Source organism: Paraburkholderia sp. C35 (genome assembly GCF_003121405.1).
GTDB lineage: Bacteria > Pseudomonadota > Gammaproteobacteria > Burkholderiales > Burkholderiaceae > Paraburkholderia.
This window is the reverse complement of record NZ_QBUY01000065.1, coordinates 21,212-47,734: the sequence shown is the minus strand read 5'-3', so window position 1 is coordinate 47,734 and position 26,523 is coordinate 21,212. Positions and strand designations below refer to the sequence as shown.

The following is a 26,523-nucleotide window of genomic DNA, read 5'->3' as shown; positions in this document are numbered from 1 at the left end:
GCGGTGTTAGCCCGCTTTCTTTGCTTACTTTCTTTGCGGCGGCAAAGAAAGTAAGTGCCGCCCCGCACAGGGGCAACCCTGGCAGACCACTAACAAAAAGCGGATGCCAGCGAAAAACACCCACAAAATGCCGGCGACGCATAAGCAAACCACGTCCCACGCGCCGCAGGCAAAAAACAAAAAAACAAAAACCTCAGAATGAGTAAATAAACTGCGTCGCCAGCAAATCATTCGACTTGCTATAAGACCCATCATTCCGCAGGAACACATTCTGATTCGCCCAGTCATGGCGATATTCCACCTTGACGGTAATCTGCTGGGTCGGGAAGAACAACAGATCCAGCGCAACATCCTGACGATTCGCACCCTTACACTCGAACCCAAGGCCACCATTGGACAGCGAATTCGCGCGGCAATCGGCGCCGATACCGAACCCGTTATTCACATCCATGCCATTGGAATTGAGCGCAATACCACCACCGCCGCCGCCGTTCTTGCTATTGACGAGCAGGTCATAGCGCACAGTCGCACCCATGCGGCCAACAACCGGCATGTTGAACTTGCGGTGCGCCAGCAGCGACAGACCATACCATTGCGCCTGGCCGCCGTTATACGCCGCGTGCTGCTGCTGACCATAGTCCAGTTCCGCGTTGTACTGGATATCCGCAAGCGTATAAGTCGCATCCACTTCGCCGAAGAAGAACGTGCCACCCGATCTCGGCGACTGGCCGCCTATGCCATAGCTGACGTTACCCGTCGTAGGATCGACCGAGCTCGGCAGTGTCTGACGTCCAATGTTGAACGAGCCGCCAATATCCAGCGCGCTCGACCACGTGTAGTCGGCACGCGCCGTGAACGTCGGAATTTTGTTGCTTGCCGTGATCGGGTCGCCCAGCGCGTTCGTGCCCGTCTGCGTGACGGCACCATACGTGCGGTACTGTTCGTTGCCAACGAAGAACTTCCACGCCCAGTTGCCCGCCGTGTAGTTCGCACCCACGCCGACGTAGCTGCCCGGATCGGAGAAGTCATACAGCAGGTTGTGCGTGAGCGTCAGCATCTGGTTCGATTGCTGGACTTCATAACCGCCGAAGCTCGGAATCAAACCCGCAACGAACGTCGTCGAACCCGTCAACGGCACGTTGATCACAGCCGTATTCAGGATGTTGTTGCCAATGTCGCCGTGCGAGTTCTGCAACAGCGTAATGCCGTTGCCACGGTTCGGCATCAACGTGATTTCCGCCGACGGCGCCATCGGGCCGACACCAAATGTCTTCTTGATGTCGAGGTACAGATCGCCGAAGGTACTGTTGTAGTAGTTGTAGACGTTTTCGTGGTTCGCGAACAGGAACGACGAAGAACTTTGTGCGCGGTTATAGATGTACGTCGGATCGATATAACCCGTCACCGAAAGACCCGCAATCGGGCCCGTCTGCGCTGCATCTTCAAGCGAATCCACCTTCAACTGCTGGTTCGCGATCTGTTGCTTGATCGTGGTCAGGTCGTCGTTGGAAATCGATGCGGGCGCCTTGCCGTAATCGGGCGAACTGATATCGACAGGCGCGGCGGCCACTGCAGGTGCTGCCGCCGTACCCGCTAACGCCGTTCCCGTCTTCGCATTCGGATTAGCCGCAACCTGCGAGCGCAGTTCCTTCACTTCCTTCTGCAGCGCGTTGAGTTGCTGCTGAAGCGCCTTGATCTGTGCACTGGTCGAATCCGCAAAAGCGGCTCCCGGCAGCGCCCCCGCTACCAGTAGACAGATAAGTTTCTTTCTCATGCAATTTTCTCCTTGTTTGTCGTATTGCGAAGAACTTCTTATGCGTTGGCCGTATCGAGCGTGCTGGTCGCCACGGCAGGGCGTGTGGTGGAAGAAGGCGCATCGGCGATGGCGAACGCCATCTGCATGTCGCGCGTACGCTTGCGGTCACGCATCAGCATCCATTGATTGACGGCGATCACGCCGATCGTCACGGCTGAAATAAAGAGCGTGGCAAGTGCGTTCATTTCCGGATTCAGGCCAAGACGCACGCGCGAGAACACCACGAGCGGCAGCGTCGTCGAACCGGGGCCCGACAGGAAGGCGGACAGCACGAGATCGTCGATGGAGAGCGTGAACGAGAGCAGCCAGCCCGACAGCAAGGCCTGCGAGATCAGCGGCAGCGTGATGACGAAGAACACCTTGAACGGTGTCGCGCCGAGATCGAGTGCGGCTTCTTCAAGCGATTTGTTCATCTCCTTGACGCGCGACTGCACGATGATCGCTACATACGACACGCATAGCATCACGTGGCCAATCCACATCGTCAGCACACCACGCCCCTTGGGCCAGCCGATCATCTGCTCAAGTGCAACGAACAGCAGCAGCAGCGAAATGCCCTGGATCACTTCGGGAATCACCAGCGGCGCGTTGATCATGCCGGCGAAGAACGTGAAGCCACGAAAGCGCCCAAAGCGCGCGAGTACATAGCCCGCCCACGTGCCGATCACGACTGACGCGCACGCCGTCATCAGGCCGATCTTCAGCGACAGCCACGCGGCCGTGAGCAATTCGTCGTCGTGCAGCAGCGCGGCATACCACTTCAGCGAAAAGCCGGACCAGATAGTGACGAGCTTCGACTCGTTGAACGAGAACACGACGAGGCTGATGATCGGAATGTAGAGAAAGAGAAATCCGAGTGTCAGCACTGTCGCCGACAAAGGCTTATTCGGCTTGATCATTTCGCGCCCTCCAGTTCCTTGACCTGGTAGTACTGGAATACGGCCATCGGCACCAGCAACAGCAGCACCATCGCTACCGTTACGGCAGACGCCATCGGCCAGTCCATATCGTGGAAGAATTCATCCCACATGACACGGCCGATCATCAGCGTGTCCGCGCCGCCAAGCAGTTCGGGAATCACGTACTCGCCCACGGCAGGAATGAACACCAGCAGAGAGCCCGCGATGATGCCGTTCTTCGACAGCGGCAAGGTGATGCGCGTGAAGGCCGTCCACGGCTTTGCGCCGAGGTCATAGGCAGCTTCGAGCAGCGTGAGATCCATCTTCACGAGGTGCGCATAGAGCGGCATCACCATGAACGGCAGATACGAGTAGACCATGCCGATATAGACGCCAATATCCGTGTGATAGAGACGGAAAGGCGAATGGATCAGGCCGAGTGCCATCAGTGTGTGATTGAGCAGGCCGTCGTCCTTGAGAATGCCGATCCATGCATAGACGCGGATCAGGAACGATGTCCAGAACGGCAGCATCACGCCCATCATCAGCAGGTTGCGCGTAGCGGGTGCCGAGCGCGCGATGTAGTACGCAATCGGATAGCCGATCACCAGACAGCAAAGCGTCGAGATCGCCGCCATCTTCAGCGAGCTGAGATACGTCGCGACGTACAGGCTGTCCTGCAACAGGAACGCGTAGTGGCCCAGTTGCAGCGCGAAATGCACGACGCCGTCCTTGACGCTGACGAGTTCCGTATAAGGTGGAATGCCCAGTCGCAGATCGGCAAAGCTGATCTTGAACACCAGTACGAATGGCAGTGCAAAGAAGACGGTGAGCCAGATAAAGGGAATGCCGATCACAGTGCTGCGGCCCGAAGGCAGCAGCTTCGCGAGGCTCTGTTTGATCGAGGCGAGCGCGGAGCTGCCATTCGATGCGGCGCCCATCTGCGCCGCCGTGGTTTGGGCAGGATTTCTCATTGCGTCAGCACCACGCCGCTCGAGGGCGACCAGGAGACGAACACGTCGTCGTTATAGACGGGCGCACCTTCGCTCATCAGGTGCGAGCTGGAGAGATTCGACATCACGGTCTTGCCGCTCGGCAGACGCACGTGATACAGCGAATAGCTGCCCATGTACGCGACATCCGTGACGACGCCACGCGCCCAGTTGTGCGACGCTCCCGGCTTTTCGCGCGACACGCGCACACGTTCTGGTCGCACCGAAATGCCGACGGGCATGCCAAGCGGTCCTGTGACGCCGTGGCTCACATACATACGCGCTTCGAGATCTTCGCTTTCGACAAAGATGTGATCCGGTTCGTCTTCGACGACGACACCTTCGAACAGATTGGTCGAGCCGATGAATTCGGCAGAGAAGCGGCTATTCGGAAACTCGTACACCTGCGTCGGCGAACCGATCTGCACGATGCGGCCTTCGCTCATCACAGCGAGACGGCTTGCCATCGTCATCGCTTCTTCCTGATCGTGCGTGACCATCACACAGGTGACATCAACTTTCTCGATGATGTTCACCAGTTCGAGTTGCGTCTTCTGGCGGATCTTCTTGTCGAGCGCGGACATCGGCTCATCGAGCAGCAACAGCTTCGGGCGCTTGACGAGCGAACGCGCGAGCGCGACGCGCTGCTGCTGACCACCCGAAAGCTGATGCGGTTTGCGTTGCGCGTACTTGCTCATCTGCACGAGATTCAACGCATCGGCGACGCGCTCCTTGATCTCGTTCTTCGGCGTGCCTTCCTGCTTGAGGCCGAACGCAACATTCGACTCGACCGACATATGCGGAAAGAGCGCATACGACTGGAACATCATGTTCACGGGGCGTCGATAGGGCGGCAGGCTCGCGAGGTCTTCGCCGTCGACATAGATCTTGCCGGACGTGGCCGTCTCCAGGCCTGCCAGCATGCGCAACAGCGTGGACTTGCCGCAGCCCGAGCTGCCGAGCAGCGCGAAAAGCTCGTTCTTCGCAATGCTCAGGTTGACGTTGTCGACAGCCGTGCTGTCGCCGAACTTCTTCACGACGTTTTCGATGCGAACGAACTCGTTCGTCTTCGTCGTCTGGGGCTGCGTAGCCGCTTTCGCTGCTTGCGTGTTATGCGTCGTATTCATGTGTACCGTTCTTTACGGATCGCGGGCACGAACGGGCCCTTACGAGGCGCGCGAAGCGCTCGCAGGCGTCATGCTGCAATCGGGGAAACAGGGGGCTGCGCACAAGGCGCAGACTGACTGCGCTACTGCTTCACGACGAGGGATCGAGCGATCCCTCGTCGTCTCATTCAGTTCCCTTTTATGTCCCTGAAAACCGGCTTTGAATCACCAATCAATGGCCGGTCTTCAGCTGTGCCCACAGGCGGTTTTCGAGCCGCAGAATATCTGTCGGCATCGGTTTCATCAGTGTCATCTTCGAGAGCACGTCGTCGGCCGGGTAGACCGTCTGATCCTGCACGACAGCCGGGGTGACGAACTGGCGCGCGGCGCGATTGGCAGTGGGGTAGAAGACTTCGTTGGTAATCTCTGCGTTGTTCTTTGCATCCGAAATGAAGTTGATCCATTTCATGGCGGCTTCAGGATGCGGTGCGTCCTTCGGTACGACCATCACGTCGAACCACAGCAGGCCGCCTTCCTTCACGTTCGAGAACTTGATCTCGTACGAACGTTTCGCTTCCAGCGTGCGGCGGCGTGCAATGCCGACGTCGCCCGACCAGCCCACTGCGACGCACACGTCGTTATTCGCGAGGTCGTTGATGTAACCCGACGAGTTGAACTGCGTGATGTACGGGCGGACTTTCTTCAGCACTTCGAAGGCGGCCTGGTAGTCGGCCGGGTTCGTGCTGTTGGGATCCTTGTGCATGTACTGCAGCGTGGCTGCAAACACGTCCACAGCCTGATCGAGGAACGACACGCCGCAGCTTTTCAGCTTGGAAAGATTGGCGGGATCGAACACGAGCGCCCAGCTATCCACGGGCGCATTCGCGCCGAGTGCTTTCTGCACGGCCTGCACGTTGTAGCCGATACCGTCCGTGCCGTACGCCCAAGGCACGCCGTACTGGTTGCCCGGATCGGCGTCGGCGATCATCTTCATCAGCGTCGGGTCGAGGTTCTTCAGATTCGGCATCTGCGACTTGTCGAGCTTCTGGTACACGCCAGCCTGAATCTGCTTGGCCATGTAGTTCGACGTCGGCACGACGATGTCGTAGCCCGAGCTGCCTGCAAGCAACTTGGCCTGCAGCGTGTCATCACTGTCGTAGTTGTCGTACTTGACGTGAATGCCCGTCTGTTTCTCGAAGTTCGGGATCGTGTCCTTCGCAATGTAGTCGGACCAGTTGTAGACGTTCAGCTCGGTATCGGCCGCTTGCGCTGCCGTGCCCGACAGCGCGGTAATGCCTGTCACGGCAACCAGCGCGGCCCCCGCGACCGCATGACGAAGATGACAAACGCTCATGTTGATTTTCCCTTGGTGGTAAAAGTCCGGCATGAGCGTGTGTCGCGTTGTCGATGCGTCACGGCGCCCGCGCCGGTGGTCTGACTGCCGTTACAAAAGTCCTAACTGTTGTGCGGTTGCGTCGATGGCCTTTTTGGCCTTCGCGACGATCTCGTCGATCTCGTTCTTCGTGACGACGAGCGGCGGCGAGAGCAGCATGCGGTCGCCCGTCGCACGCATGATCAGGTTGCCGTTGAAGCAGAAGTCGCGGCAGATCGTGCCGACGTCACCGCCGTTCGCGAAGCGCTTGCGCGTCTTCGGGTTCTCGGAAAGCTGGATACCCGCGACCAGACCCGCGCCCGCGATTTCACCGACAATCGGATGATTCGCGAAGGTCTCGCGCAGCAGCTTCTGGAAGTACGGGCCCGTTTCGTTCTTCACGCGCTCGATGATCTTTTCGTCGCGCAACAGCTTGAGATTGGCGACGGCCACGGCAGCGGCAACGGGATGTCCCGAGTACGTGAGACCGTGATTAAACTCGCCGTTCTCGATGATCGCTTTCGCCACGCGGTCATGCAGGCCAACCGCGCCCATCGGGATATAACCGCTCGTCAGGCCCTTGGCCATCGTGATGAGATCGGGTTCGAAGCCGAAGTGCTGATGCGCGAACCATTCTCCCGTGCGGCCAAAGCCGCCGATCACTTCATCGGCTACGAGTAGCACATCGTATTTGCGGCAGATGCGCTGGATTTCCGGCCAGTACGTCGACGGCGGGAAGATCACGCCACCCGCTCCCTGGAAAGGCTCACCAATAAACGCGGCGACGTTCTCCGGACCGAGTTCGAGAATTTCCGTTTCGAGCTGGCGTGCACGTGCAAGGCCGAATTCTTCCGGCGACATATCGCCGCCTTCGCCAAACCAGTAGGGCTGCTCGATATGCACGATGTGTTCGACCTGCGAAGGCATCTGCTCATGCATATAGCCCATGCCGCCAAGCGTGCCACCTGCAATCGTCGAACCGTGGTAACCGTTCTTGCGCGAAATGACGAACTTCTTCAGCTTCTGGCCTTGCGTCGCCCAGTACTGGTGGACGATGCGAAGTACTGTGTCGTTACCTTCCGAACCACTGTTGCAATAGAAGAAGTGGTTGAACGGCGCAGGCGTCAATTCAGCGAGCAACGCCGACAGTTCGATCACGGGCGGGTGTGTTGTCTTGAAGAACGTGTTGTAGAACGGCAGTTCCTGCAATTGCTGATAGGCAGCGTCCGCGAGTTCCTTGCGGCCATAGCCGACATTCACGCACCACAGGCCCTCCATGCCGTCGATGATCTTGTTGCCGTCCGAATCCCACAGATAGACGCCTTCCGCTTTCTCGATCACGCGGCTGCCGGTGCGATTGAGCGCGCCCATATCCGAGAACGGATGAATGTGATGCGCGGCGTCCATTGCGCGGTATTCGGCCGTGCTGCGTTGCTGTTGCGATGCTTTCGCGGCCGGTTGCGCGGGCTGCACGTAAGCGACTTCTTCTGTTCTGAAACTCATGTTGCCTCCATTTGTTTTGCGGATGACGCCAGGTTTTAGACGTGCAGCAGCAAATGCTTGCGTTCCCACGAACTGATCACGCGGAAAAACGCTTCATATTCGGTTTCCTTCAGCGCGAGATAGGCCTTGATGAACTTCTCACCCATGATTTCGGAGAGCGGTTCGGATGCGCCCATCAACGTGAGGCCTTCTTCGAGGTTGCGCGGCAACTGGTACGGCAGTTCATAGCCGTCGCTGGTGAGCGGCTCGGTCGGCGTGAGACGCTGCGTCATGCCGAGATAACCCGCTGCGAGCGTGCCTGCAATCGCCAGATACGGATTGCAATCGACACCCGGTATGCGGTTCTCGATGCGGCGTGCCTGCGGACCCGAATGCGGAATACGGAAGCCGACCGTGCGGTTGTCATAACCCCATTGCACGTTGATCGGCGCAGCCATGAAGCGCGACAGCCGGCGATACGAGTTGATGTACGGCGCAAAAATCGGCATCAATGCGGGCGTGTACTTTTGCAGACCGGCGAGATAGCCATCGAACAGTGGCGTCGGCATGCCGTCCGGGCCCGTGAACAGGTTCTGGCCCGTCTCTTCATCGACGAGACTTTGATGCACGTGCATGGCCGAACCCGGTTCGTTCTCCATCGGCTTCGCCATGAAGGTCGCGTACATGTGATGACGCAATGCCGCTTCGCGCACCGTGCGCTTGAAGAGAAAGACCTGGTCCGCGAGCTTGAGCGGGTCGCCATGCAGGAAGTTGATTTCCATCTGCGCGGCGCCGACTTCGTGAATCAGCGTGTCGACTTCGAGTTCCTGAATGTCGCAGTACTCGTAGATGTCTTCGAACAGCGGATCGAACTCGTTCACCGCTTCGATCGAATAGGCCTGGCGTCCCGTTTCCGGACGGCCTGTACGGCCTACAGGCGGCTGCAAGGGCAGGTCCGGGTCCTTGTTCATGTCGACCAGATAGAACTCCAGTTCCGGTGCGATGACGGGCTTCCAGCCCTTGGCCTTGTACAGATCGAGCACCTGGCGCAGCACGCGGCGTGGCGAGATCGCGACGGGCGTGCCGTCGAAATGCACGCAATCGTGAATCACCTGCGCGGTCGGATCGACGGCCCACGGAATGATGCGGATCGTCGACGGATCGGGGACGCACACCATGTCGGGGTCGGTGACGCCCGTGAGTGTGCCGTCTTCAGGGTATTCGCCCGTCACCGTCTGGATCATCACGGCCTGGGGCAGGCGCATCGATTCGCCCGATTCGAACTTGCTGCGCGGAATGATCTTGCCGCGTGCGATGCCCGACATGTCGGGGATGATCGCTTCGATTTCGGTGATGCGGTGTTTTTTCAGAAACTCGTCAATGTCATGCATGATCGTTCTCTCTGTTTTATTGCGCAGGACGGGGATCAGACATGTGCGCTTGCAGCCGCTGTTGAACCCATCCTCGTGCGCATTCGATCGCGGCACGCTGCGCCGAACGCACTGAAAATCGCTGTCGATAGCGCATCGTTCGCGTGCTTCCATTCCGGGTGCCATTGCACACCCAGTGCGAAGGCACGCGCGTGCGTCGCGCTGATCGCTTCGATCAGGCCGTCCGGTGCGCGGGCTTCGACCGTGAGGCCGTCGCCGAGCCGCTCGACGCCCTGTCCATGCAGGGAATTCACGCGCACTTCGCTCGCGCCGCCGGCGAGCTTCTGCAACAGCCCGCCTTGCACGAGATGCAGCGCATGCGAAGGCGCGTACTGCACGTCGAGGTTGTCTTCCTTGTTCTCGCGGTGGTCGTCGTAACCGTCCACCGTTTGAACGCTTTGATGCAGCGTCCCACCGAAAACCACGTTCATTTCCTGAAAGCCACGGCAAATCGCGAGCACGGGCACGCCTGCGTCGATGGCAGCACGCATCAGCGGCAATGTGGTCGCATCGCGTGCGGCATCGTGCAGCGTGCCAGGCGCGCTTGCATGACCGCCATAACGATGCGGTTCGACATTCGAATAGCTGCCCGTAAAGAGCAGGCCATCGATATGCACGAACAGTTCTGCGGGTGTTTGACGCTCGCCGAGTGCGGGCAGCAGCATCGCCAGCGCCTGCGCGCCGTCGACCACGGCAGCGATGTACTTCTCGCCCGTCACGTGCGACGCATGCGCACCCATCATCGTTCTGTCGGCCGTGACACCGACCAAAGGTTTCATTTGCATGACTAACTGGTATTCGTCGTTGACTGCGGGAACGCGGCAAATGTCGCTGTATGTATGCGCGGCACGATTCCGCAGCTTTGCGAAAGCGCAAAGCTGCTGGAAGGGTGCGTGCGTGGCAGCGTCGTCAGCGGATCGCGCCGCGCGTCGCAAACAGATAAGCGGTCCGGGTAGCTCCGCTGCGCTCGATCGCAGGCGTGCAACGGCGCGCGTCCAGCGTAGGGACGAGCGTGACCGAAGACGCGGCGCGACAAGGCGCGCGAAGCCATGACCCGCAAGCGGGCCGGACTGCAGCAGGAGGAGAGGCGCTAGGGCAAGAGCGATGCGACTTCGTCGGTATGAACCGCGATGAACGCACGCGCTGAAATGGCGTTATGACGACGGACGGAACGGCGCGACAGGATCGTGAAGACGGACAGAAAGCGGCGAAACGCAAGCCTGCCGTTGCTGCCGTCGGCGATGGCGTTGTCAGCGCGAAGACACCTCGCGAACTGACTACGATCCCACCTAACCAAAGGGCCTCGGACTCTCACGATTACACTCGACTGGCACGTTGAAAGTATTGAACACCTCGTTCAGGAAAACGCACGGGGCGTTTAAAGAAACGAGACGCCAGGTTGAGATTCGAATTACATTCTTTATCGGTTACAGCGCACTGAATTGAATCAGGCTGCATGCAAACGAATCAGGAAACATCAACCTGTAGGTCAGCATATACGAGTCAAAAAGGCCGTCAAAGTCTTTTTACGAATCTTTGATGAGGGCTTTCCCTGAGCTATCTATACCCATTCAAGTCCACTTTGAAGCAGATCGATGCGTAAGAATTTCGTTTGCCTTTCAGGGTTTTCCCCAGAAGCCGCCAAATTAAAGTGATTAGAATATTCAACACACGCGCGTACTATTCGAAAGACGCTTCTTTTATGAAGTTCTGCCCGTTCTCATGAGTGCATCGATGTCAATTGAAGTGGCAACCCGCCTGCAGTACATCCGCAAAAAGCACGGTCTTTCGCAGCGCGAGCTGGCGAAACGGGCGGGCGTGACGAACGGCACGATTTCGCTGATCGAACAGAACCGCGTGAGTCCTTCCGTCGGCTCGCTGAAGAAGCTGCTCGAATGTATTCCGATGAGTCTCGCCGAATTCTTCACATTTGAAATCGAGGCCGACCGCAACGTGGTATCGCGCCGCGCGGAGATGCCGAATCTCGGCAACGAGCAGATCGAGTTCTATCTGGCGGGCGCGAGTGTGAAGGATCGCAATATGGGCATCATGCGCGAGGTGTATCAGCCACTCGCGGATACCGGCCCCGAAATGCTGCAGCACGCAGGGCACGAGGGCGGCGTCGTCGTCAGCGGTCAGCTCGAATTGACTGTCGATGGCACGACGTGGCTGCTCGACCCCGGCGACAGTTACTACTTCGAAAGTCGCTTACCGCATCGTTTTCGCAATCCCAGCGCGCAGCAGGTGTGCGAAGTCGTGTCGGCCAATTCGCCGCCCACTTTCTGATTCTTCGCACATCGCTTCGCGTCAACGCGTCGGGTGCAGCACGGCATCGCACATGCGCCGATGCACTGCGCCCGACACACAACATTGAGGCATCCTGATGGACAAGACGACCCTGGCTTACTGGCAAGACAAGGCAGCGACGCTCGCAATCGAAGGGCGCGCATTTATCGGCGGCGAGTATCGGACGGCTGAAAGCGGGCGCACGTTCGATTGTGTGAGTCCTATTGACGGCAAGGTACTCGCGAAAGTCGCCGATTGCGGCGAAGCGGATGTGAATGCCGCTGTGCGCGCAGCGCGCGATGCGTTCAACACAGGCGTATGGGCTGGCCTGAATCCACGTCAGCGCAAAGCGAAGCTGCTCAAATGGGCGGCGCTGATGCGCGAGCATCTCGACGAACTCGCGCTGCTCGAAACACTCGACGCAGGCAAGCCGATCGGCGATACGACCAGCGTCGATGTGCCGGGTGCGGCGTATTGCGTCGAATGGTTTGCGGAAGCGATCGACAAGGTAGGGGGCGAAGTCGCGCCCGCCGATCATCACCTCGTCGGTCTCGTCACGCGCGAGCCGCTGGGTGTCGTCGCAGCAGTCGTGCCGTGGAATTTCCCGATCCTGATGGCATCGTGGAAATTCGGACCTGCGCTCGCGGCAGGTAACAGCGTCGTGCTGAAACCGTCGGAGAAGTCGCCGCTCACGGCCATTCGCGTCGCACAACTCGCGCACGAAGCGGGCATTCCTGCCGGCGTGTTCAACGTCGTGCCAGGTGGCGGCGAGCCGGGCAAACTGCTCGCGCTGCATCACGACGTGGATTGTCTTGCGTTCACGGGCTCGACGAATGTCGGCAAGCTCATCATGCAATACGCCGGGCAGTCGAATCTGAAACGCGTATGGCTGGAACTGGGCGGCAAGTCGCCGAATATCGTGCTACCCGATTGTCCCGACCTCGACCGCGCCGCGAAAACAGCGGCGGGCGCGATCTTCTACAACATGGGCGAGATGTGCACGGCAGGCTCGCGCCTGCTCGTGCATCGCGACATCAAGGACGTGTTCCTCGACAAGCTCGTCGCCGCGGCGCGCAGTTATGCGCCGGGCAATCCACTCGATCCGAACACATCGATGGGCGCAATCGTCGATCAGGTGCAACTCGACCGCGTGCTCGGCTATATCGAAGCAGGGCGCGCCGAAGCGAAGCTGTTGCATGGCGGCGCGCGCGTGCAGCAGGAAAGCGGCGGCTTCTATATCGAGCCGACCGTATTCGATGTACCGAAGCATGACGCGAAGATCGCGCGTGAAGAGATCTTCGGGCCGGTGCTGTCCGTGATTACGTTCGACACGATCGACGAAGCCGTGCAGATCGCCAACGACAGCGATTATGGCCTCGCCGCCGCTGTCTGGACCGGCAACCTGACTACCGCGCACGAAGTATCGCGGCGTCTGCGTGCAGGCACGGTGTGGGTCAATTGCTACGACGAAGGCGGCGACATGAACTTCCCGTTCGGCGGCTACAAGCAGTCGGGCAATGGTCGCGACAAATCGTTGCACGCGCTGGAGAAGTACACGGAGTTGAAGTCGACGCTGGTGCGCTTGCGTTGATGCGAATGCGGCGCGCGGAATAAAACATTCGCGCGCCGCACGATCATATAGACGGAGCCGAAGGCGCGCGTTGCCGCGCCTGCCGGTGTCCTTCGCGCATGCCGAGTGTGTAGATCATCAGCGCGCCGCTGATGATCGCGAGTTGCCACATCAACATGTCGTTGCCGAGTGCCTTCATGGCGGTCCCTGCAAACAGAGGACCGACGATCGAACACGCCGTGAACGCGAGTGACAGCAGCCGCATGTTGCGCGTGATTGCCTGCTTGTCGCTGCAAGCTGCGGCATACATGCCGAGCGTGATGTACGCGCTGTTCATGCCGCCGAGCAGCAGCGCCGCGCCGACATAAGCAAGCGATGCCGTAGGCGCGCACGAAAACGCGACAATCGCCACCGTGCTCGCCAACGCGCAGACGATCACCGTCGATGCAAGGCCGCAGCGATCCGCGAGCCATCCAACGGGAAACTGCAACACCATCCCGCCGATGCCGAAGCACGCGAGCATCGTGGCCGTTTGTGCGGCCGTGAGTCCGCGGCTCTCGGCGAACAGCGGAAAGAGTCCATACAGCGCGCCATCGCCGATACCGCCAGCTGCAATGGTGACGAGGCCGAGGCACACGATTGGCCCAGGCTCGAGCCGCTTGCCGTTCGTCGAGACAGGCGTGGAGACGGGCAGGGACGGCGACGAGCGCGTGAGCCACAACGGCAGCGCGGCAGCGAACGTCATCAGCGAGCCTGCGACGAACACCAGTGACCCGCTGGCATCACCATAGACAGCAAGCGCGGGCGCAAGCACACCTGCCGATGCAATCAGCGTTTCGTGCACGCCGACCACCTTGCCGCTCTTGTCTGCAGGCACGAGGCTGTAGAGCCAGGTTTCATTCGCGATCCAGCGTAAGCCGATACCGAGCCCCGTCAACATGCCGGGCAGCATCCACGCGGGCCACGACACGGCGCCGAACGACGCGTACGCAACCAGCGACGCAGCCAGCCCCAGCGTCACCGTCAGCTTCGCACCGATGCGTCCCATCAGCCGCGGCGCGACCAGCAACCCGATGAACATGCCCGCCCATTGCGCGGCAGCGAAAAGACCGGCGCGCGGCGCATCGAGTCCCTGATGCGCGAGCCACACGGGCAGCACCATGAAGCCAAAGCCGAACTGGCCGATCTGTGCGAATGTCGATACGGCAGTCAACGCGGCCACCGCACGCCAGCGCACGGGCGGCGCCGTTGCGTGCGGCGTGTTCATGTCGCACTCCGTTCGGGCATCGGCAGCCCCTGTTCGCGGCATTCGACAGGACAGCCCGCTTTCAGGCATGGCTTGTCGTCGCAGAAGCGGCAAAGCTGCATCGCGTGCGGCGCGTCGCGCGTTTCGTTCCAGAGGATCTTGATCAGCAGACTTTCGAGCACGTCGCGTTCGCCTGCATCGAGTTGCGCGGCGATACGTTCGAGCATGCGCCCGCGCGCGGCGCGCAAGCGGTTCGCTTCGCGGCGGCCCGCAGCAGTGAGCGCCAGTGCAACCGAGCGTTTGTCGCTGCCCGCCTTCTTTTCAATGAGGCCGGCATCGACCAGACCCGCGACGGCACGCACGGCGGCCGGGTGCGAAAGATCGACGGCGTCGCGCAGCAGTTCGATTGATGAGTCAGGATACTGGCCGATCGCGTTGAGCATCGCGCGTGCCGTCGATCCGGCCAGCGCGGGAATGCTGGGTTGCGCGTTCAGCTCGTCCGTTACCAGCAGGGCGAGCACGCCGAGCAGATTTTCCAGGCGCTGCGTCATCGCTTCACCTCGATATGTGCATCATGCACATATGCATGGTGCACATATCGGACGACGATTTCAAGGCAAATCCCGCTGGCCCTTTTTTAACCTTTTTCAGCGATTTGCACAGACGCAGGGTGTAGAAATATCCAGTAACGCATTCGTAACTCAAGCCTAAGTCTGTTGGACTATTGTTCTCTTATTGGACATTGGCATTTTTCATTGGCAGGTCGACGAACATGGACAAGACACAAGTCGCAAGAAAATTTGCAATGCCGACGTTGGCCGTCGGGGTGCTGCTCGCATTGGGCGGTTGTGCGGTGATGCCGCCGAGCGGGCCGAGCGTCGTGGCGTTGCCGCCCAAGGGCATGCCGCTCGAGCAGTTCCAGCAGGAAGATTATCAATGCCGCGATTACGCGTACCGCAGCACGGATCCGAACGCCGCATCGCAGGCGGCGACCAACAGTGCGGTGGGCAGCGCGGCGATCGGCACGCTCGGCGGCGCGGCGGTGGGCGCGCTGATCGGTGCGGCGGCGGGCAATCCTGGCGCAGGTGCAGCCATCGGCGCGGGCAGCGGTTTGCTGGTTGGCGGCGCGGCGGGTGCGATCGGCGCGTCGTAGTCGGCGTATGGCTTGCAGGGGCGCTATGACGCGGCGTACGCGCAGTGCATGACGGCCAAGGGCAACACCATCCAGCAGCCGCCTGCGCCTGTCTACGCAACGCCGCCGGCCTACTACGCGCCAGGCCCCGTGTACTACGCGCCGCGTCCGTATTACTACGGTCCGCCGGGTGCCGTGTACTCGCCGTATCCGTACTACTGATATAGATCGACAGCCGGAAAAAGCGTGCGCGCGTCACCCGCGCTCACGCGTTTTTGTATCAATCTGTGCATTGCGCACATGTCGTCGCCGGCACTTCTTCGCGTTGAGAATCCTTGAGCCTTGTCATGGCGCCGAAGGTGACGAAGCTGGCAGCCGCGAGCAGCCACACACCAACGCCTCCATAGAGCATCATCCACCCGAAGCCGTGCACGAGCGCATCGTGGGCGAGCTTGCTGTCGAGCGCCACCGCATGGCCGGCCGCAATCGCTGCACTGCTCGCGTGCAGTTGCGCGGTGCCTTGCGCGCCTGACAACGCGCGCGCCAGATACGCTTCCACACCCGCCACCAGCACGAAGCCCATCAACGCGATGTTGATGGCGAGCGAGATCATCCGCGCGCTCATGTCGATGCCCGAAGCCATGCCCGCGCGCGCCGCCGATACCGCGCCCGTGGTCGTGTTGGTGACGGTGGTATTGGTCAGCCCCAGTCCGACGCCCGCGACGATGCAACCCGGCACCATCGTCATCCAGCTGGCCGGTTCGGCGCTGCTGCCTATCCGCATCAGCATGACGCCGAGGCCGATCGTGAACAGCCCAGCCGGAATCACGAAGCCCGGCTGATAGCGGTGCGCGAGCCGTTCCGCGACGGGCGGCACGACCAGCGTCGGCAGCGTGTAGGCGAGCAGCGCGAGGCCCGCATGCAGATCGTCGTTTCCGAGTGCGTTGTGGAAGTACACAGGCAGATAGATCATGAAAGGCCAGAAGCTGAAGTTCATCGCTGCCGAGCCGATCAGCGCGCCCGAAAACTTGCGGATGCGAAACACGGAGAAGTCGAACATCGGGTGTGCGCTGAGATGTTCGGCGACGAAGAAGGCGATCAGGCACAGCGCACTCGCCGCGAGGATGCCTAGCGCCGGCACGCTGGCGAAGCCGAGATCGGGGCCTTGCGTGATATAGAGCGCCACGCCGAACACAGCCAGCGACAGACTCAGCACGCCCCACACATCGAGCCTCTGCTCATGCGGATCGCGCGATTCGCCTACGCCGCTGACGGCAAGCGCGATGGTCGCGAGCGCGAGCGGCGCATGGACGAGAAACACCCATTGCCAGCCCGTGAGCGCCACCGTCGCGCTGCCGATGATCGGCCCGAACCCCAGCCCGATGCCGAAGATGATGCCCCACGCGGCGAACGCCTTCACGCGTTCGTGTCCCTGCTGGAACTGATGCGACAGCACGGCCACCTGGCAGATCAGCATGGCGCCACCGCTTGCGCCTTGCAGGAAGCGACCCGCAATCAGCACCGCCATGTTGGTGGCCAGGCCGCACAGCAACGACGTGACGCCGAACAGCGCAATGCTGACGATAAACACCCGCTTTCTGCCGAAGCGGTCAGCAAGCGTGCCCGTCGCCATCAACACGGTCGTGCACGCGATCGTGTAGGCATTCATCACCCATTGCAGATCCTTGAAATCGCCATGCAGCAGTTGTTCGAGGGTTGGCAGGATCGCGGGCACGCTGGAAATTTCGAGGCCGAACATCAGTGACGAAAGACAGGCGGCGAGTAGTGCAAGCGTGTTCTTGCGCGGGTGAAGCAGTGGCATGGCGTGCCCCGATGGAAGGAGGTGCGGCTAATATATCGGGAACTACAGTCCCGATTGACGCGATGAATTCCCATGAGTGAATCCATAAAGGAACCAATGAGGCGTGCCCATGACTGACAGCCTCGACGGCGTGGCGACCTTCGTGCAGGTCGTCGAAGCGGGCAGTTTTGCGCTTGCGGCGGAACGCCTGAATCTGACGCGGTCGGCCGTCGGCAAGGTGATTGCGCGGCTCGAAACGCGGCTAGGCGTACGATTGATCCAGCGCACGACACGCAGCCAGTGCCTCACGGAAGACGGTCAGGCGTACTACGAACGCTGCGTGCGTGCGCTCGCCGAACTGGAAGCAGCGGAGGCCGAACTCGAAGGCGGGCGGCGCGCGCCGCGCGGCAGGCTGCGCGTGAGTTTGCCGCTCGCGTTCGGGCAGTTATGCGTGGCGCCCGTGCTGATGAAACTGGCGCGCAAGCATCCGAAGTTGCAGATCGACATGTCGTTCAGTGACCGCATGGTCGATCTCGTCGAAGAAGGTTTCGACCTTGCGGTGCGGATCGGCGAGTTGCGCGACAGCACGAGTCTCGCCGCGCGGCGGCTCGGCGTGCAGTACACGAGTATCGGCGCGGCGCCGTCGTATCTCGCGCAGCACGGCATGCCCGTTTCCCTCGACGATATGAACGGCCGCGAAGGCATCGTCTATGCGCGCGGCGGGGCACTCGTTCCGTGGGATCTGAACGATGAAGACGGCGAGGTGAAGCGCGTGAAGATCAACCCGCAACTGAGCATGGACGATGTACAGGCGATTGCCGCGGCGGCCATTGCGGGCTTCGGGCTGGCGCGTATTCCGTCGTGGCTGCTGGCCCGCTATGTGAAGACGGGCGAACTCGTGCTCGTGAAAGGGCGCTGCAGTCTGCCGCCGCAGGAGATCAACGTCGTGTGGGCGCAAACGCGGTATATGACGTCGAAGGTGCGCTGCGCGATCGATGCGCTGGTCGCGGAGATTCCTGCTTTAATCGAAGACTGAAACGTGAAGGGCCGCTTCGCATGTGACGCGAAGCGGCATGCAGCAATGCGGCGCTGCGCGGCCTTCAGTCTGGTGCGTACTTGAATTCCGGCAAGGCTTCGAGCGACGACTTCGTCGCATCGGGCATGGTCACCTGTTTTGCGTTGATCTGCAGATCGCCGAACGGCACAGCCACATAATGCTTGCCCATGCCGAGAAAGCCGCCCACAGAAAGAATCGCAAACGCAGTGTGATCCGATGGCGAGACGACCAGATCGTCGATGGTGCCGATCTTGTCCTTGTCGCGGTTATAGACGTTCGCGCCCGACAGCTTCGATGCTCGAAAACCGCTGCCCGTCTGCATGACTTCCGTGTGCCGCTCGGTGATGGATTGCGGCGCGCCCTGCGCGAGCACTGCCGTTGAAACGAGCGCGGCCAGCAAACCCGCGACGCCGATCCGGCAGCTTCTATTGATTGCCTGTTGCACGATGATCCTCCCTCCCTGCTATTGGATGCTGATGACGGACGGCGCTTGCCCTACAGCTTGTCGTCCTCGTAATCGGGATTGACGTCGGGATCGAGTGGCGGCGCGTCCGGATCCTGTGGCGGACCGACATCGGGCAGATCGGTCTGCACGACGTCGGACTGGTCGGGGCGGATCGGGTTTTCGCCTGTGTTTGGCGTGGTCGACATGGCCGGTCCTCCTTGGGTTGCGTTGCTGATAGCCGTATCGTCAGCAAGTTGCGCACCCGGCCGGCGCGCGGAGGCGGTGAAGTGTGCTCAGGCGTCCTCGCCGGTATGAAGCCGCACGGGCACGGCCTGCTTCTGCGCCGCCTCGGCTTCGGCGAGACGCCGCGCGGCCTCGCTCACTTCCTGGCGGAACTGCACCAGCGCGCTCAGCGACGCGTCGGGCGGCTGCAAAGCCGACCACAATACGTCGATCAGACGATCGGCGGTGGCATCGATGTCAGTGCGGCGATTGCCGAGCGTCGCGTCCCACAGCACGTGCTCCATCGGCCCGAACACCAGCGAGCGCAACAGGCGCAGCGGCATGTCCGAGCGGATCTGGCCCATCTGCTGGCCTTGCGACAGCACGCGCATCAACGGCGCGGTATAGCGCCGCTGCAGCGCAGTGAGTTCTTCGCTGAGTTCGTGTTGGCGCGTACGGCCTTCGGACAGCACCAGCGCGCACAGCCCCGTGCCGTTCACCAGCATCAGCCGCAAATGCGTGCGGACGATAAACGCAAACTGCTGACGGATACTGCCGTCGCGCGGCAAACCCGATTCGATCGCTTCGATGATTTCGTCGTACCAGTCGCCGATCACGCGCGCGCACAGCTCCCGCTTGCCGCGAAAGTAGCTGAACACGGTGGCCTCGGAAATGCCGAGCCGCTGCGCGATTTCGGAAGTCGTCGCCCGGGCGTAGCCTTTTTCGGAGAAAACGTCGCGGCCCGCCTGAAGGATTTCCTTCACGCGCTGCTGCGACTTGCGGCCCGCCGGCTGGCGGCGCGAACCCGGCACCTCGGCCCTTGCTACGCCCATCATATGAGTCCAGTTCAGATTTCGGAGCAGGAAAGCTCCCATTGCGGCCGATACTACCACGCTACAAGGCCATTCAGCGCGCACTTCACGGTTTTGAGTGGCACTCAAAAATACTGATTGACGCTTACGTAAATCTGGAGTGAAATGCGCTCTGTGCTGCCGCGTAAACGTGCATGCCGGCTGAATCGCCGGATATGTGAATGGCGCGGCTGGCGAGCCGGCTGAGTCCGGCTCAGAAAAATTGCCCGATGTGGCGCGGCACCTGACCTGGAAAGCCGCCCGCCGCACCCGACGAACTCCTGGAGACACACACAATGAGCAACTTGCCCGGTTTGCAATTCCCGCTTGGTGAAGAGATCGAGATGCTGCGCGACAGCCTGACGTCGTTTGCCGCCAGGGAAATCGCGCCGCGCGCGGGCGAGATCGACCGCACCGACCAGTTCCCGATGGACCTGTGGAAGAAATTCGGCGATCTGGGCGTGCTCGGTATGACGGTTTCCGAGGAATACGGCGGCGCAAACATGGGCTACACGGCCCACATGGTCGCGATGGAGGAGATTTCGCGGGCGTCGGCATCGGTAGGGCTGTCGTATGGCGCGCATTCGAATCTGTGCGTGAACCAGATTCACCGCAATGGCACCAAGGCGCAAAAAGAAAAGTACCTGCCGAAGCTGGTGTCGGGCGAACACGTCGGCGCGCTGGCGATGAGCGAGCCGAACGCCGGTTCCGACGTAGTCAGCATGAAGCTGCGCGCCGAGAAGAAGGGCGACCGCTATGTGCTGAACGGCACGAAGATGTGGATCACCAACGGCCCGGATTGCGACACGCTGGTCGTGTACGCGAAGACCGATATCGAAGCTGCTTCGCGTGGCATCACGGCGTTTATCGTCGAGAAGGGCATGAAGGGTTTCTCCGTTGCGCAGAAGCTCGACAAGCTCGGCATGCGCGGCTCGCATACGGGCGAACTGGTGTTCGAGAACGTGGAAGTGCCGGAAGAGAACATCCTCGGCGAACTGAACGGCGGCGTGAAGGTGCTGATGAGCGGCCTCGATTACGAGCGCGCGGTGCTCGCAGGTGGTCCGACGGGCATCATGCTGGCCGTGATGGATTCTGTCGTGCCGTATATCCATGATCGCAAGCAGTTCGGCCAGTCGATCGGTGAGTTCCAGTTGATCCAGGGCAAGGTCGCGGATCTTTACACGACGTTGCAGGCTTGCCGCGCGTATCTGTACGCGGTGGGCCGCCAGCTCGATACACTCGGCACGGCGCATGTGCGCCAGGTGCGCAAGGACTGCGCGGGCGTGATTCTGTACACGGCTGAGAAGGCGACGTGGATGGCGGGCGAGGCGATCCAGATTCTCGGCGGCAATGGCTATATCAACGAGTATCCCGTTGGACGCCTGTGGCGCGATGCGAAGCTGTATGAGATCGGCGCGGGCACGAGCGAGATTCGCCGGATGCTGATTGGCCGCGAACTGTTTGCGGAAACGATGTAAGAGGCAAGGGACGAACATGCCGATCATCGAATCAAAACTGAACCCCCGTTCCGACGACTTCCGCACCAACGCGGCGGCGCTCGAAGCCCTCGTCGAAGACCTGAAAGCGAAGATCAGCAAGCTCGCGCAAGGCGGCGGTCCTGCTGCGCGCGACAAGCATGTATCGCGTGGCAAGCTGCTGCCGCGCGACCGCATCGCGCAACTGCTCGATCCCGGCACGCCGTTTCTCGAACTGTCGCAACTCGCGGCCTACGGCATGTACAACGACGATGCGCCGGGCGCGGGCGTCATCACGGGCATCGGGCGCATTGCGGGCCAGGAATGCGTGATCGTCTGCAATGACGCAACGGTGAAGGGCGGCACGTACTATCCCGTGACCGTGAAGAAGCACGTGCGCGCGCAGGAAATCGCCGAAGAAAACCGCTTGCCATGCGTGTATCTCGTCGATTCGGGCGGCGCGAACCTGCCGAATCAGGACGATGTGTTCCCCGACCGCGATCACTTCGGCCGCATCTTCTACAACCAGGCGAACATGTCGGCGCAGGGCATTCCGCAGATCGCCGTGGTGATGGGTTCGTGCACGGCAGGCGGCGCGTATGTTCCCGCGATGAGCGACGAATCGATCATCGTCAAGAATCAAGGCACGATCTTTCTGGGCGGCCCGCCGCTGGTAAAGGCAGCAACAGGCGAAGAAGTCAGCGCGGAAGACCTGGGCGGCGGCGACGTGCATACGCGTCTGTCGGGTGTCGCCGATCATCTGGCGCAGAACGATCCGCATGCACTGGCGATTGCGCGCAGCATCGTCGGCAATCTGAACCGGCGCAAGGACGTGCCCGTCACGATGCAGGAACCGAAGCCGCCGCGCTACGACGTGAAGAGCCTCTACGGCGTGATTCCCGTCGATACGCGCAAGCCCTTCGATATCCGCGAAGTGATCGCGCGTATCGTCGACGATTCCGCCTTCGATGAATTCAAGGCGCGTTACGGCACCACACTGGTATGCGGCTTCGCGCATATCTGGGGCCACCCGGTCGGCATCGTCGCGAACAACGGCATTCTGTTTTCCGAGTCGGCATTGAAGGGCGCGCACTTCATCGAACTGTGCGCGCAGCGCAAGATCCCGCTCGTGTTCCTGCAGAACATCACGGGCTTCATGGTGGGCCGCAAGTACGAGAACGAAGGCATCGCGCGTAACGGCGCGAAGATGGTGACGGCTGTCGCGACGGCGAAGGTGCCGAAGTTCACGGTGATCATCGGCGGGTCGTTTGGTGCGGGCAATTACGGCATGTGCGGACGCGCGTATTCGCCGCGCTTCCTGTGGATGTGGCCGAACGCGCGCATCTCGGTGATGGGCGGTGAACAGGCGGCGTCGGTGCTGGCAACGGTGAAGCGCGACGGCATCGAAGCGAAGGGCGGCACATGGACGCCCGAGCAGGAAGACGCATTCAAGCAGCCGATCCGCGAGCAATACGAACATCAAGGCCATCCGTACTATGCAAGCGCGCGTCTTTGGGACGACGGCGTGATCGATCCCGCGCAAACGCGCGACGTGCTGGGTCTCGGTTTGTCGGCGGCGATGAATGCACCGATCGAAGACACGCGCTTCGGCGTGTTCCGCATGTAACGTCGACGCAGCGAAAGGAGCTTCGGCTATGCAATACGAGAACCTCACCGTCGCGTTCGACAACCAGATCGCCACTGTCACGCTGAATCGCCCGGACGTGCGCAACGCGTTCAACGAAGCGATGATCGCGGAACTCACGTCGGCATTCAACGCGCTGAACGAACGCGACGACGTGCGCGCCGTCGTGCTCGCGGCAAACGGCAAGGCATTCTGCGCAGGCGCGGACCTGAACTGGATGAAGAAAATGGCCGGTTACTCGGATGACGAGAACCGTGCCGACGCGCTGCGTCTTGCCGACATGCTCGCGTCGATCTATCGCTGCAACAAGCCGGTGATCGCGCGTGTGAACGGCGATGCGTACGCGGGCGGCATGGGCCTGCTGTCGGCGTGCGATATCGTGGTTGCCGTGGATAGCGCGAAATTCTGCCTGTCCGAAGCGCGCCTCGGCCTGATTCCCGCGACGATCGCGCCGTACGTGATTCGCGCGCTCGGCGAGCAGGCGTCGCGCCGCTATTTCATGACGGCAGAAGCGTTCGACTGCGCGACGGCGCATCGGCTGGGCTTTGTTGCCGAATGCGTGAGCGCCGACAAGCTCGACGAAACCGTGCAGCAACTCGCCGCGACGCTGTGCGCGAACGGCCCGCAAGCGGTGAAGGCGTGCAAGCAGCTCGTGCATGACATCGGCGGACGCGAGATCAGCGCGGCGCTGATCGAAGACACGGCGGTGCGCATCGCGAAGACGCGTGCGGGCGCGGAAGGGCGCGAAGGCGTCGCGTCGTTCCTCGACAAGCGCTCGCCTTCGTGGCGCGTCTGAACCCTGCGTCCGCACAGAACAATATCCATCGAGACACTTCATGTTCAACAAGATCCTGATTGCGAACCGTGGCGAGATTGCCTGCCGTGTCGCGGCGACCTGCAAGCGGCTCGGCATCACTAGCGTCGCGGTCTATTCCGACGCCGACGCGAATGCGAAGCACGTCGCGGCATGCGACGAGGCGGTTCACATTGGCGGTTCGACGGCGGCGGAAAGCTATCTGCGCGTCGAACGCATCATCGAAGCGGCGATTGCGACGGGCGCGCAAGCCGTGCATCCGGGCTACGGCTTTCTGTCGGAGAACGAGGACTTCGCGCAGGCTTGCGAAAAGGCCGGCATCGCGTTCATCGGGCCGCCCGTCGAAGCGATTGCTGCGATGGGTTCGAAGGCCGCTGCGAAGGCGCTGATGCATTCGGCTGCCGTGCCGCTCGTGCCGGGCTATCACGGCGACGATCAGAACGCGGATCTGCTGCATCGCCAGGCCGATGAGATCGGCTACCCGGTGTTGCTGAAGGCGAGCGCGGGTGGCGGCGGCAAGGGCATGCGCGTGGTCACGCGCACGGAAGAATTCGCGGCCGCGCTTGCATCGTGCAAGCGCGAAGCGGCGAGCAGCTTCGGCAACGATCGCGTGCTGATCGAAAAGTATCTGACGCGTCCGCGTCACGTCGAAGTGCAGGTGTTTGCGGATAAGCATGGCGGCGCGGTTTATCTGTTCGACCGCGACTGCTCGGTGCAGCGTCGCCATCAGAAAGTGCTCGAAGAGGCGCCCGCGCCGGGCTTGCAGCCGCACGTGCGCCGCGCGATGGGCGAAGCGGCCGTCGCGGCGGCACGCGCAGTGAACTACGAGGGCGCGGGCACCGTCGAGTTCATCATGACGGAAGGCGGCGAGTTCTACTTCATGGAGATGAACACGCGCCTGCAGGTCGAGCATCCTGTGACGGAAATGGTGACGGGGCTTGATCTTGTCGAATGGCAGTTGCGGGTTGCTGCGGGCGAGCCGTTGCCGCTCGCGCAGGACCAGTTGAAGATCGAAGGCCATGCGATCGAGGCGCGTATCTATGCCGAGCATCCCGCGCGCGGTTTTCTGCCGTCGACGGGCACGCTCAAGCATTTGCGCATGCCGGCAGGCGTGGAATTCACGATCGGCACAGGCGGCGACCGCGCACCGGTACGCATCGACAGCGGCGTGCGCGAAGGCGATACGATCACGCCGTTCTACGATCCGATGATCGCGAAGCTGATCGTGCGCGGCGCAAGCCGCGAAGAAGCGTTGAAGCGCATGAGCCAGGCGTTGCGTGGCTGCGAAGTGGTCGGGCCGCATACGAACGTCGAGTTCCTGCAGCGTATCGTTGCGAGCGTGCCGTTTTCGACGGGCGATCTCGATACGGGCCTGATCGAGCGTCATCACGATGCGCTGTTCGCGCCCGTGAAGAAGCCGTTTGCCGAAGCGCTGGCGCTTGCGTGCGGCGCGTTGATGACGCGTGAAGGCGGCGTCGCGCATGGCGCGTCGCCGTGGGATGCGCTGTCGCACTGGCGTCTGAATGGCGGCTATACGCAGACGCTCAACTGGCGCGATGTCGAGAAAGAGTCTGCTTTTACAGCGGTTTTCTCGCGCGACGGCGACGCACAGACGCTTACGCACGATGGCAAGACCGAGCCGTTCAAGTGGTGGTGCGGCGCGGGTGAACATGAGTACGGCGCGACCATTGGCGATGCACATGTGACAGGCCGCGTGTTTATCGATGGCGATACGTTTTACGTGTTCTGCCGCGGCGAGGCGCTCGCGTTCGAATGGCAGAACCTGCTCGCGCATGCAGCGGACTCGGAGCATGGCGAAGGGCGGCTCACGGCGCCGATGCCGGGCAAGGTGATCGCGGTGCTGGTCGAGCAGGGTGCGGTGGTGGAGAAAGGGCAGCCGCTGATCGTGATGGAAGCGATGAAGATGGAGCACACGATCGGTGCGCCCGCAGCGGGTAAGGTGGCGGAGGTGCTGTATGGCGTCGGCGATCAGGTCGCCGATGGTGCGCAGCTGTTGGTGCTCGACGTCGAATAAGACGCAGCGTTTTTAAAAGCGTCCGATGTCATGCGAGGCGCGCGTAGTTCGCTACGCGCGCCTCGTTTTCCATTTGACGGATGCTCTCGTACGCTTGCGGCGGTAGATGCGAAAAGCCCTTGAGTTTGAGCCTCGAGGCGCGCTCGGGTTGTGCGGCGAGGGCTTCGCTCAGGGCGTCGCGTAACGCTTCTGCAGTGTCAGGTGATATGAGCTTCGAAGCAATCAACGGCAATCCCGGCGATGAACGCGTATAGCCGATTTCGCGCAGAAGGTCTGTGAGTTCCGGATACGCTTCAGTTGCGAAAGCCCAGGTCACGCAGTCGATAGCCGCCACATCCGCGCGATCGTCTGCAACCGCTCGCATCGAGCCAAGATGCGAGCCAGTTTCGAGTGTCGTGCTGAAGAAGCGACCGTGTTGCGCATGCGGTGCAACCATGTGACGCAATGCGTTGTAGCCGCTATTCGAATCGGTGGAATTGAAGGCAACGCGTGCGCCACGACATGCTTCGATCGAATCGAGCGGTGCCTCTTTGCGCACGATCACCACGCTCGAATAGTTCGCGCCATCGCAGCCGGGCGCTTCGAAGTGCGGCGTCGCGATCAGTTGGACGTGTTCGTGCAGACCGAGTACATACGGATAGCCGCAAGTCTGAGAGAGCAGTAGCTCGGGACGCCGCCAGAACGCGTGCAGATCGTCGGGTTCCGTGATGATGGCGGCCGGATCGACACGGCGCAGCACGTCCGCGAGCAGCGCGTGCCAGTCGGCTGCGAGCGCGGGCGAGACGTTGTACATCGGCAGGGCGGCGATTCTCTTCATGCGTGTGATTCTAATCGCGAATCAACCTGC

The 26,523-nt window shown here is 61.2% G+C and carries 23 protein-coding genes and 1 pseudogene; 8 read left to right on the top strand and 16 right to left on the bottom strand.

Annotation, left to right across the window (positions count from 1 at the left end; genetic code table 11):
* Positions 1 to 193: 193 nt before the first annotated feature.
* The 9 genes from DK391_RS29235 to DK391_RS45435 form a co-directional block, all read right to left on the bottom strand.
* A complete protein-coding gene (locus tag DK391_RS29235; protein ID WP_109481487.1) occupies positions 194 to 1,774 on the bottom strand; it encodes a DUF3138 family protein in 1,581 nt (526 codons plus the stop codon).
* Between the two features lie 38 nt (positions 1,775 to 1,812).
* Positions 1,813 to 2,715 carry an ABC transporter permease subunit gene (locus DK391_RS29230; protein ID WP_109481486.1) on the bottom strand — a complete coding sequence of 301 codons (903 nt, stop codon included), beginning with the start codon at positions 2,713 to 2,715 and terminating at the stop codon, positions 1,813 to 1,815.
* A complete protein-coding gene (locus tag DK391_RS29225; protein WP_109481485.1) occupies positions 2,712 to 3,689 on the bottom strand; it encodes an ABC transporter permease subunit in 978 nt (325 codons plus the stop codon). Before DK391_RS29225 ends, DK391_RS29230 begins: the two co-directional genes overlap by 4 nt.
* Positions 3,686 to 4,834, bottom strand: a complete 1,149-nt coding sequence (gene potA / locus DK391_RS29220) for a polyamine ABC transporter ATP-binding protein (RefSeq protein WP_109481484.1) — start codon at positions 4,832 to 4,834, stop codon at positions 3,686 to 3,688. The genes DK391_RS29225 and potA overlap by 4 nt, the downstream gene beginning before the upstream one ends.
* Before the next feature lie 211 nt (positions 4,835 to 5,045).
* Positions 5,046 to 6,167, bottom strand: coding sequence for a polyamine ABC transporter substrate-binding protein (locus tag DK391_RS29215; RefSeq protein WP_109481492.1), 1,122 nt, complete (start codon positions 6,165 to 6,167; stop codon positions 5,046 to 5,048).
* A 90-nt stretch (positions 6,168 to 6,257) separates the two neighbouring features.
* Complete coding sequence (locus tag DK391_RS29210) at positions 6,258 to 7,688, bottom strand: aspartate aminotransferase family protein (protein WP_109481483.1); 1,431 nt, start codon at positions 7,686 to 7,688, stop codon at positions 6,258 to 6,260.
* Between the two features lie 35 nt (positions 7,689 to 7,723).
* Entirely contained in the window at positions 7,724 to 9,058 is a 1,335-nt protein-coding gene (locus tag DK391_RS29205) for a glutamine synthetase family protein (protein ID WP_109481482.1), read from the bottom strand.
* Between the two features lie 35 nt (positions 9,059 to 9,093).
* Positions 9,094 to 9,882, bottom strand: coding sequence for a gamma-glutamyl-gamma-aminobutyrate hydrolase family protein (locus tag DK391_RS29200; RefSeq protein WP_109481481.1), 789 nt, complete (start codon positions 9,880 to 9,882; stop codon positions 9,094 to 9,096).
* A gap of 305 nt (positions 9,883 to 10,187) precedes the next feature.
* Positions 10,188 to 10,394, bottom strand: coding sequence for a hypothetical protein (locus DK391_RS45435; RefSeq protein WP_109481480.1), 207 nt, complete (start codon positions 10,392 to 10,394; stop codon positions 10,188 to 10,190).
* Positions 10,395 to 10,831: 437 nt separating this feature from the next.
* Between DK391_RS45435 and DK391_RS29190 the strand changes: the two genes are divergently transcribed.
* Both DK391_RS29190 and DK391_RS29185 read left to right on the top strand, forming a co-directional pair.
* Entirely contained in the window at positions 10,832 to 11,383 is a 552-nt protein-coding gene (locus DK391_RS29190; protein WP_109481479.1) for a cupin domain-containing protein, read from the top strand.
* Between the two features lie 97 nt (positions 11,384 to 11,480).
* On the top strand, positions 11,481 to 12,974 hold the full coding sequence (locus DK391_RS29185; protein WP_109481478.1) for an aldehyde dehydrogenase: 1,494 nt from the start codon (positions 11,481 to 11,483) through the stop codon (positions 12,972 to 12,974).
* Positions 12,975 to 13,017: 43 nt separating this feature from the next.
* Here the strand turns inward: DK391_RS29185 and DK391_RS29180 are convergent, their stop codons facing one another.
* Both DK391_RS29180 and DK391_RS29175 read right to left on the bottom strand, forming a co-directional pair.
* Positions 13,018 to 14,220: an MFS transporter gene (locus DK391_RS29180; protein WP_109481477.1), complete on the bottom strand. Its 1,203-nt coding sequence runs from the start codon at positions 14,218 to 14,220 to the stop codon at positions 13,018 to 13,020.
* Positions 14,217 to 14,750: a MarR family winged helix-turn-helix transcriptional regulator gene (locus DK391_RS29175; RefSeq protein WP_109481476.1), complete on the bottom strand. Its 534-nt coding sequence runs from the start codon at positions 14,748 to 14,750 to the stop codon at positions 14,217 to 14,219. Before DK391_RS29175 ends, DK391_RS29180 begins: the two co-directional genes overlap by 4 nt.
* Before the next feature lie 221 nt (positions 14,751 to 14,971).
* On the opposite strand from DK391_RS29175, the pseudogene DK391_RS29170 reads away from it, so the two are divergent.
* Positions 14,972 to 15,553: pseudogene (locus tag DK391_RS29170) on the top strand (glycine zipper family protein).
* A 58-nt stretch (positions 15,554 to 15,611) separates the two neighbouring features.
* Here DK391_RS29170 and DK391_RS29165 read toward each other — a convergent pair.
* Entirely contained in the window at positions 15,612 to 17,153 is a 1,542-nt protein-coding gene (locus DK391_RS29165; RefSeq protein ID WP_109481475.1) for an MFS transporter, read from the bottom strand.
* Between the two features lie 109 nt (positions 17,154 to 17,262).
* Between DK391_RS29165 and DK391_RS29160 the strand changes: the two genes are divergently transcribed.
* The gene (locus DK391_RS29160; protein ID WP_109481474.1) at positions 17,263 to 18,168 is read left to right on the top strand and encodes a LysR family transcriptional regulator; all 906 of its coding nucleotides are present in this window, start codon (positions 17,263 to 17,265) and stop codon (positions 18,166 to 18,168) included.
* A gap of 64 nt (positions 18,169 to 18,232) precedes the next feature.
* On the opposite strand, the gene DK391_RS29155 is transcribed toward DK391_RS29160, so the two are convergent.
* The 3 genes from DK391_RS29155 to DK391_RS29150 all read right to left on the bottom strand — a co-directional run bounded on the left by DK391_RS29155 (position 18,233) and on the right by DK391_RS29150 (position 19,692).
* On the bottom strand, positions 18,233 to 18,604 hold the full coding sequence (locus tag DK391_RS29155) for a PRC-barrel domain-containing protein (protein ID WP_239482990.1): 372 nt from the start codon (positions 18,602 to 18,604) through the stop codon (positions 18,233 to 18,235).
* Positions 18,605 to 18,684: 80 nt separating this feature from the next.
* On the bottom strand, positions 18,685 to 18,840 hold the full coding sequence (locus DK391_RS44995) for a hypothetical protein (RefSeq protein WP_204117460.1): 156 nt from the start codon (positions 18,838 to 18,840) through the stop codon (positions 18,685 to 18,687).
* Positions 18,841 to 18,927: 87 nt separating this feature from the next.
* On the bottom strand, positions 18,928 to 19,692 hold the full coding sequence (locus DK391_RS29150) for a TetR/AcrR family transcriptional regulator (protein WP_109481473.1): 765 nt from the start codon (positions 19,690 to 19,692) through the stop codon (positions 18,928 to 18,930).
* Positions 19,693 to 20,003: 311 nt separating this feature from the next.
* Between DK391_RS29150 and DK391_RS29145 the strand changes: the two genes are divergently transcribed.
* Genes DK391_RS29145 through DK391_RS29130 form a run of 4 tightly spaced genes read left to right on the top strand, consistent with a single transcriptional unit; the run spans position 20,004 to position 25,676 of the window.
* The gene (locus tag DK391_RS29145) at positions 20,004 to 21,185 is read left to right on the top strand and encodes an isovaleryl-CoA dehydrogenase (RefSeq protein WP_109481472.1); all 1,182 of its coding nucleotides are present in this window, start codon (positions 20,004 to 20,006) and stop codon (positions 21,183 to 21,185) included.
* A 16-nt stretch (positions 21,186 to 21,201) separates the two neighbouring features.
* A complete protein-coding gene (locus DK391_RS29140; RefSeq protein WP_109481471.1) occupies positions 21,202 to 22,809 on the top strand; it encodes a carboxyl transferase domain-containing protein in 1,608 nt (535 codons plus the stop codon).
* Positions 22,810 to 22,837: 28 nt separating this feature from the next.
* A complete protein-coding gene (locus tag DK391_RS29135) occupies positions 22,838 to 23,623 on the top strand; it encodes an enoyl-CoA hydratase/isomerase family protein (RefSeq protein WP_109481470.1) in 786 nt (261 codons plus the stop codon).
* Positions 23,624 to 23,663: 40 nt separating this feature from the next.
* Complete coding sequence (locus tag DK391_RS29130) at positions 23,664 to 25,676, top strand: acetyl/propionyl/methylcrotonyl-CoA carboxylase subunit alpha (protein ID WP_109481469.1); 2,013 nt, start codon at positions 23,664 to 23,666, stop codon at positions 25,674 to 25,676.
* A 28-nt stretch (positions 25,677 to 25,704) separates the two neighbouring features.
* Here the strand turns inward: DK391_RS29130 and DK391_RS29125 are convergent, their stop codons facing one another.
* Positions 25,705 to 26,493, bottom strand: coding sequence for a PhnD/SsuA/transferrin family substrate-binding protein (locus DK391_RS29125; protein WP_109481468.1), 789 nt, complete (start codon positions 26,491 to 26,493; stop codon positions 25,705 to 25,707).
* Positions 26,494 to 26,523: the final 30 nt, after the last annotated feature.

What these genes read in the sequence shown, in the direction of transcription:
- DK391_RS29125 (WP_109481468.1), bottom strand. Translation starts at nt 26,493, where the DNA reads ATGAAGAGAATCGCCGCCCTGCCGATGTACAACGTCTCGCCCGCGCTC.
- DK391_RS29225 (WP_109481485.1), bottom strand. Translation starts at nt 3,689, where the DNA reads ATGAGAAATCCTGCCCAAACCACGGCGGCGCAGATGGGCGCCGCATCG.
- DK391_RS29150 (WP_109481473.1), bottom strand. Translation starts at nt 19,692, where the DNA reads ATGATGGGCGTAGCAAGGGCCGAGGTGCCGGGTTCGCGCCGCCAGCCG.
- DK391_RS29230 (WP_109481486.1), bottom strand. Translation starts at nt 2,715, where the DNA reads ATGATCAAGCCGAATAAGCCTTTGTCGGCGACAGTGCTGACACTCGGA.
- DK391_RS44995 (WP_204117460.1), bottom strand. Translation starts at nt 18,840, where the DNA reads ATGTCGACCACGCCAAACACAGGCGAAAACCCGATCCGCCCCGACCAG.
- DK391_RS29140 (WP_109481471.1), top strand. Translation starts at nt 21,202, where the DNA reads ATGCCGATCATCGAATCAAAACTGAACCCCCGTTCCGACGACTTCCGC.
- DK391_RS29145 (WP_109481472.1), top strand. Translation starts at nt 20,004, where the DNA reads ATGAGCAACTTGCCCGGTTTGCAATTCCCGCTTGGTGAAGAGATCGAG.
- DK391_RS29160 (WP_109481474.1), top strand. Translation starts at nt 17,263, where the DNA reads ATGACTGACAGCCTCGACGGCGTGGCGACCTTCGTGCAGGTCGTCGAA.
- DK391_RS29215 (WP_109481492.1), bottom strand. Translation starts at nt 6,167, where the DNA reads ATGAGCGTTTGTCATCTTCGTCATGCGGTCGCGGGGGCCGCGCTGGTT.
- DK391_RS29135 (WP_109481470.1), top strand. Translation starts at nt 22,838, where the DNA reads ATGCAATACGAGAACCTCACCGTCGCGTTCGACAACCAGATCGCCACT.
- DK391_RS29180 (WP_109481477.1), bottom strand. Translation starts at nt 14,220, where the DNA reads ATGAACACGCCGCACGCAACGGCGCCGCCCGTGCGCTGGCGTGCGGTG.
- DK391_RS29130 (WP_109481469.1), top strand. Translation starts at nt 23,664, where the DNA reads ATGTTCAACAAGATCCTGATTGCGAACCGTGGCGAGATTGCCTGCCGT.
- DK391_RS29185 (WP_109481478.1), top strand. Translation starts at nt 11,481, where the DNA reads ATGGACAAGACGACCCTGGCTTACTGGCAAGACAAGGCAGCGACGCTC.
- potA (WP_109481484.1), bottom strand. Translation starts at nt 4,834, where the DNA reads ATGAATACGACGCATAACACGCAAGCAGCGAAAGCGGCTACGCAGCCC.
- DK391_RS29190 (WP_109481479.1), top strand. Translation starts at nt 10,832, where the DNA reads ATGTCAATTGAAGTGGCAACCCGCCTGCAGTACATCCGCAAAAAGCAC.
- DK391_RS29210 (WP_109481483.1), bottom strand. Translation starts at nt 7,688, where the DNA reads ATGAGTTTCAGAACAGAAGAAGTCGCTTACGTGCAGCCCGCGCAACCG.
- DK391_RS29175 (WP_109481476.1), bottom strand. Translation starts at nt 14,750, where the DNA reads ATGACGCAGCGCCTGGAAAATCTGCTCGGCGTGCTCGCCCTGCTGGTA.
- DK391_RS29235 (WP_109481487.1), bottom strand. Translation starts at nt 1,774, where the DNA reads ATGAGAAAGAAACTTATCTGTCTACTGGTAGCGGGGGCGCTGCCGGGA.
- DK391_RS29205 (WP_109481482.1), bottom strand. Translation starts at nt 9,058, where the DNA reads ATGCATGACATTGACGAGTTTCTGAAAAAACACCGCATCACCGAAATC.
- DK391_RS29165 (WP_109481475.1), bottom strand. Translation starts at nt 17,153, where the DNA reads ATGCCACTGCTTCACCCGCGCAAGAACACGCTTGCACTACTCGCCGCC.
- DK391_RS29200 (WP_109481481.1), bottom strand. Translation starts at nt 9,882, where the DNA reads ATGCAAATGAAACCTTTGGTCGGTGTCACGGCCGACAGAACGATGATG.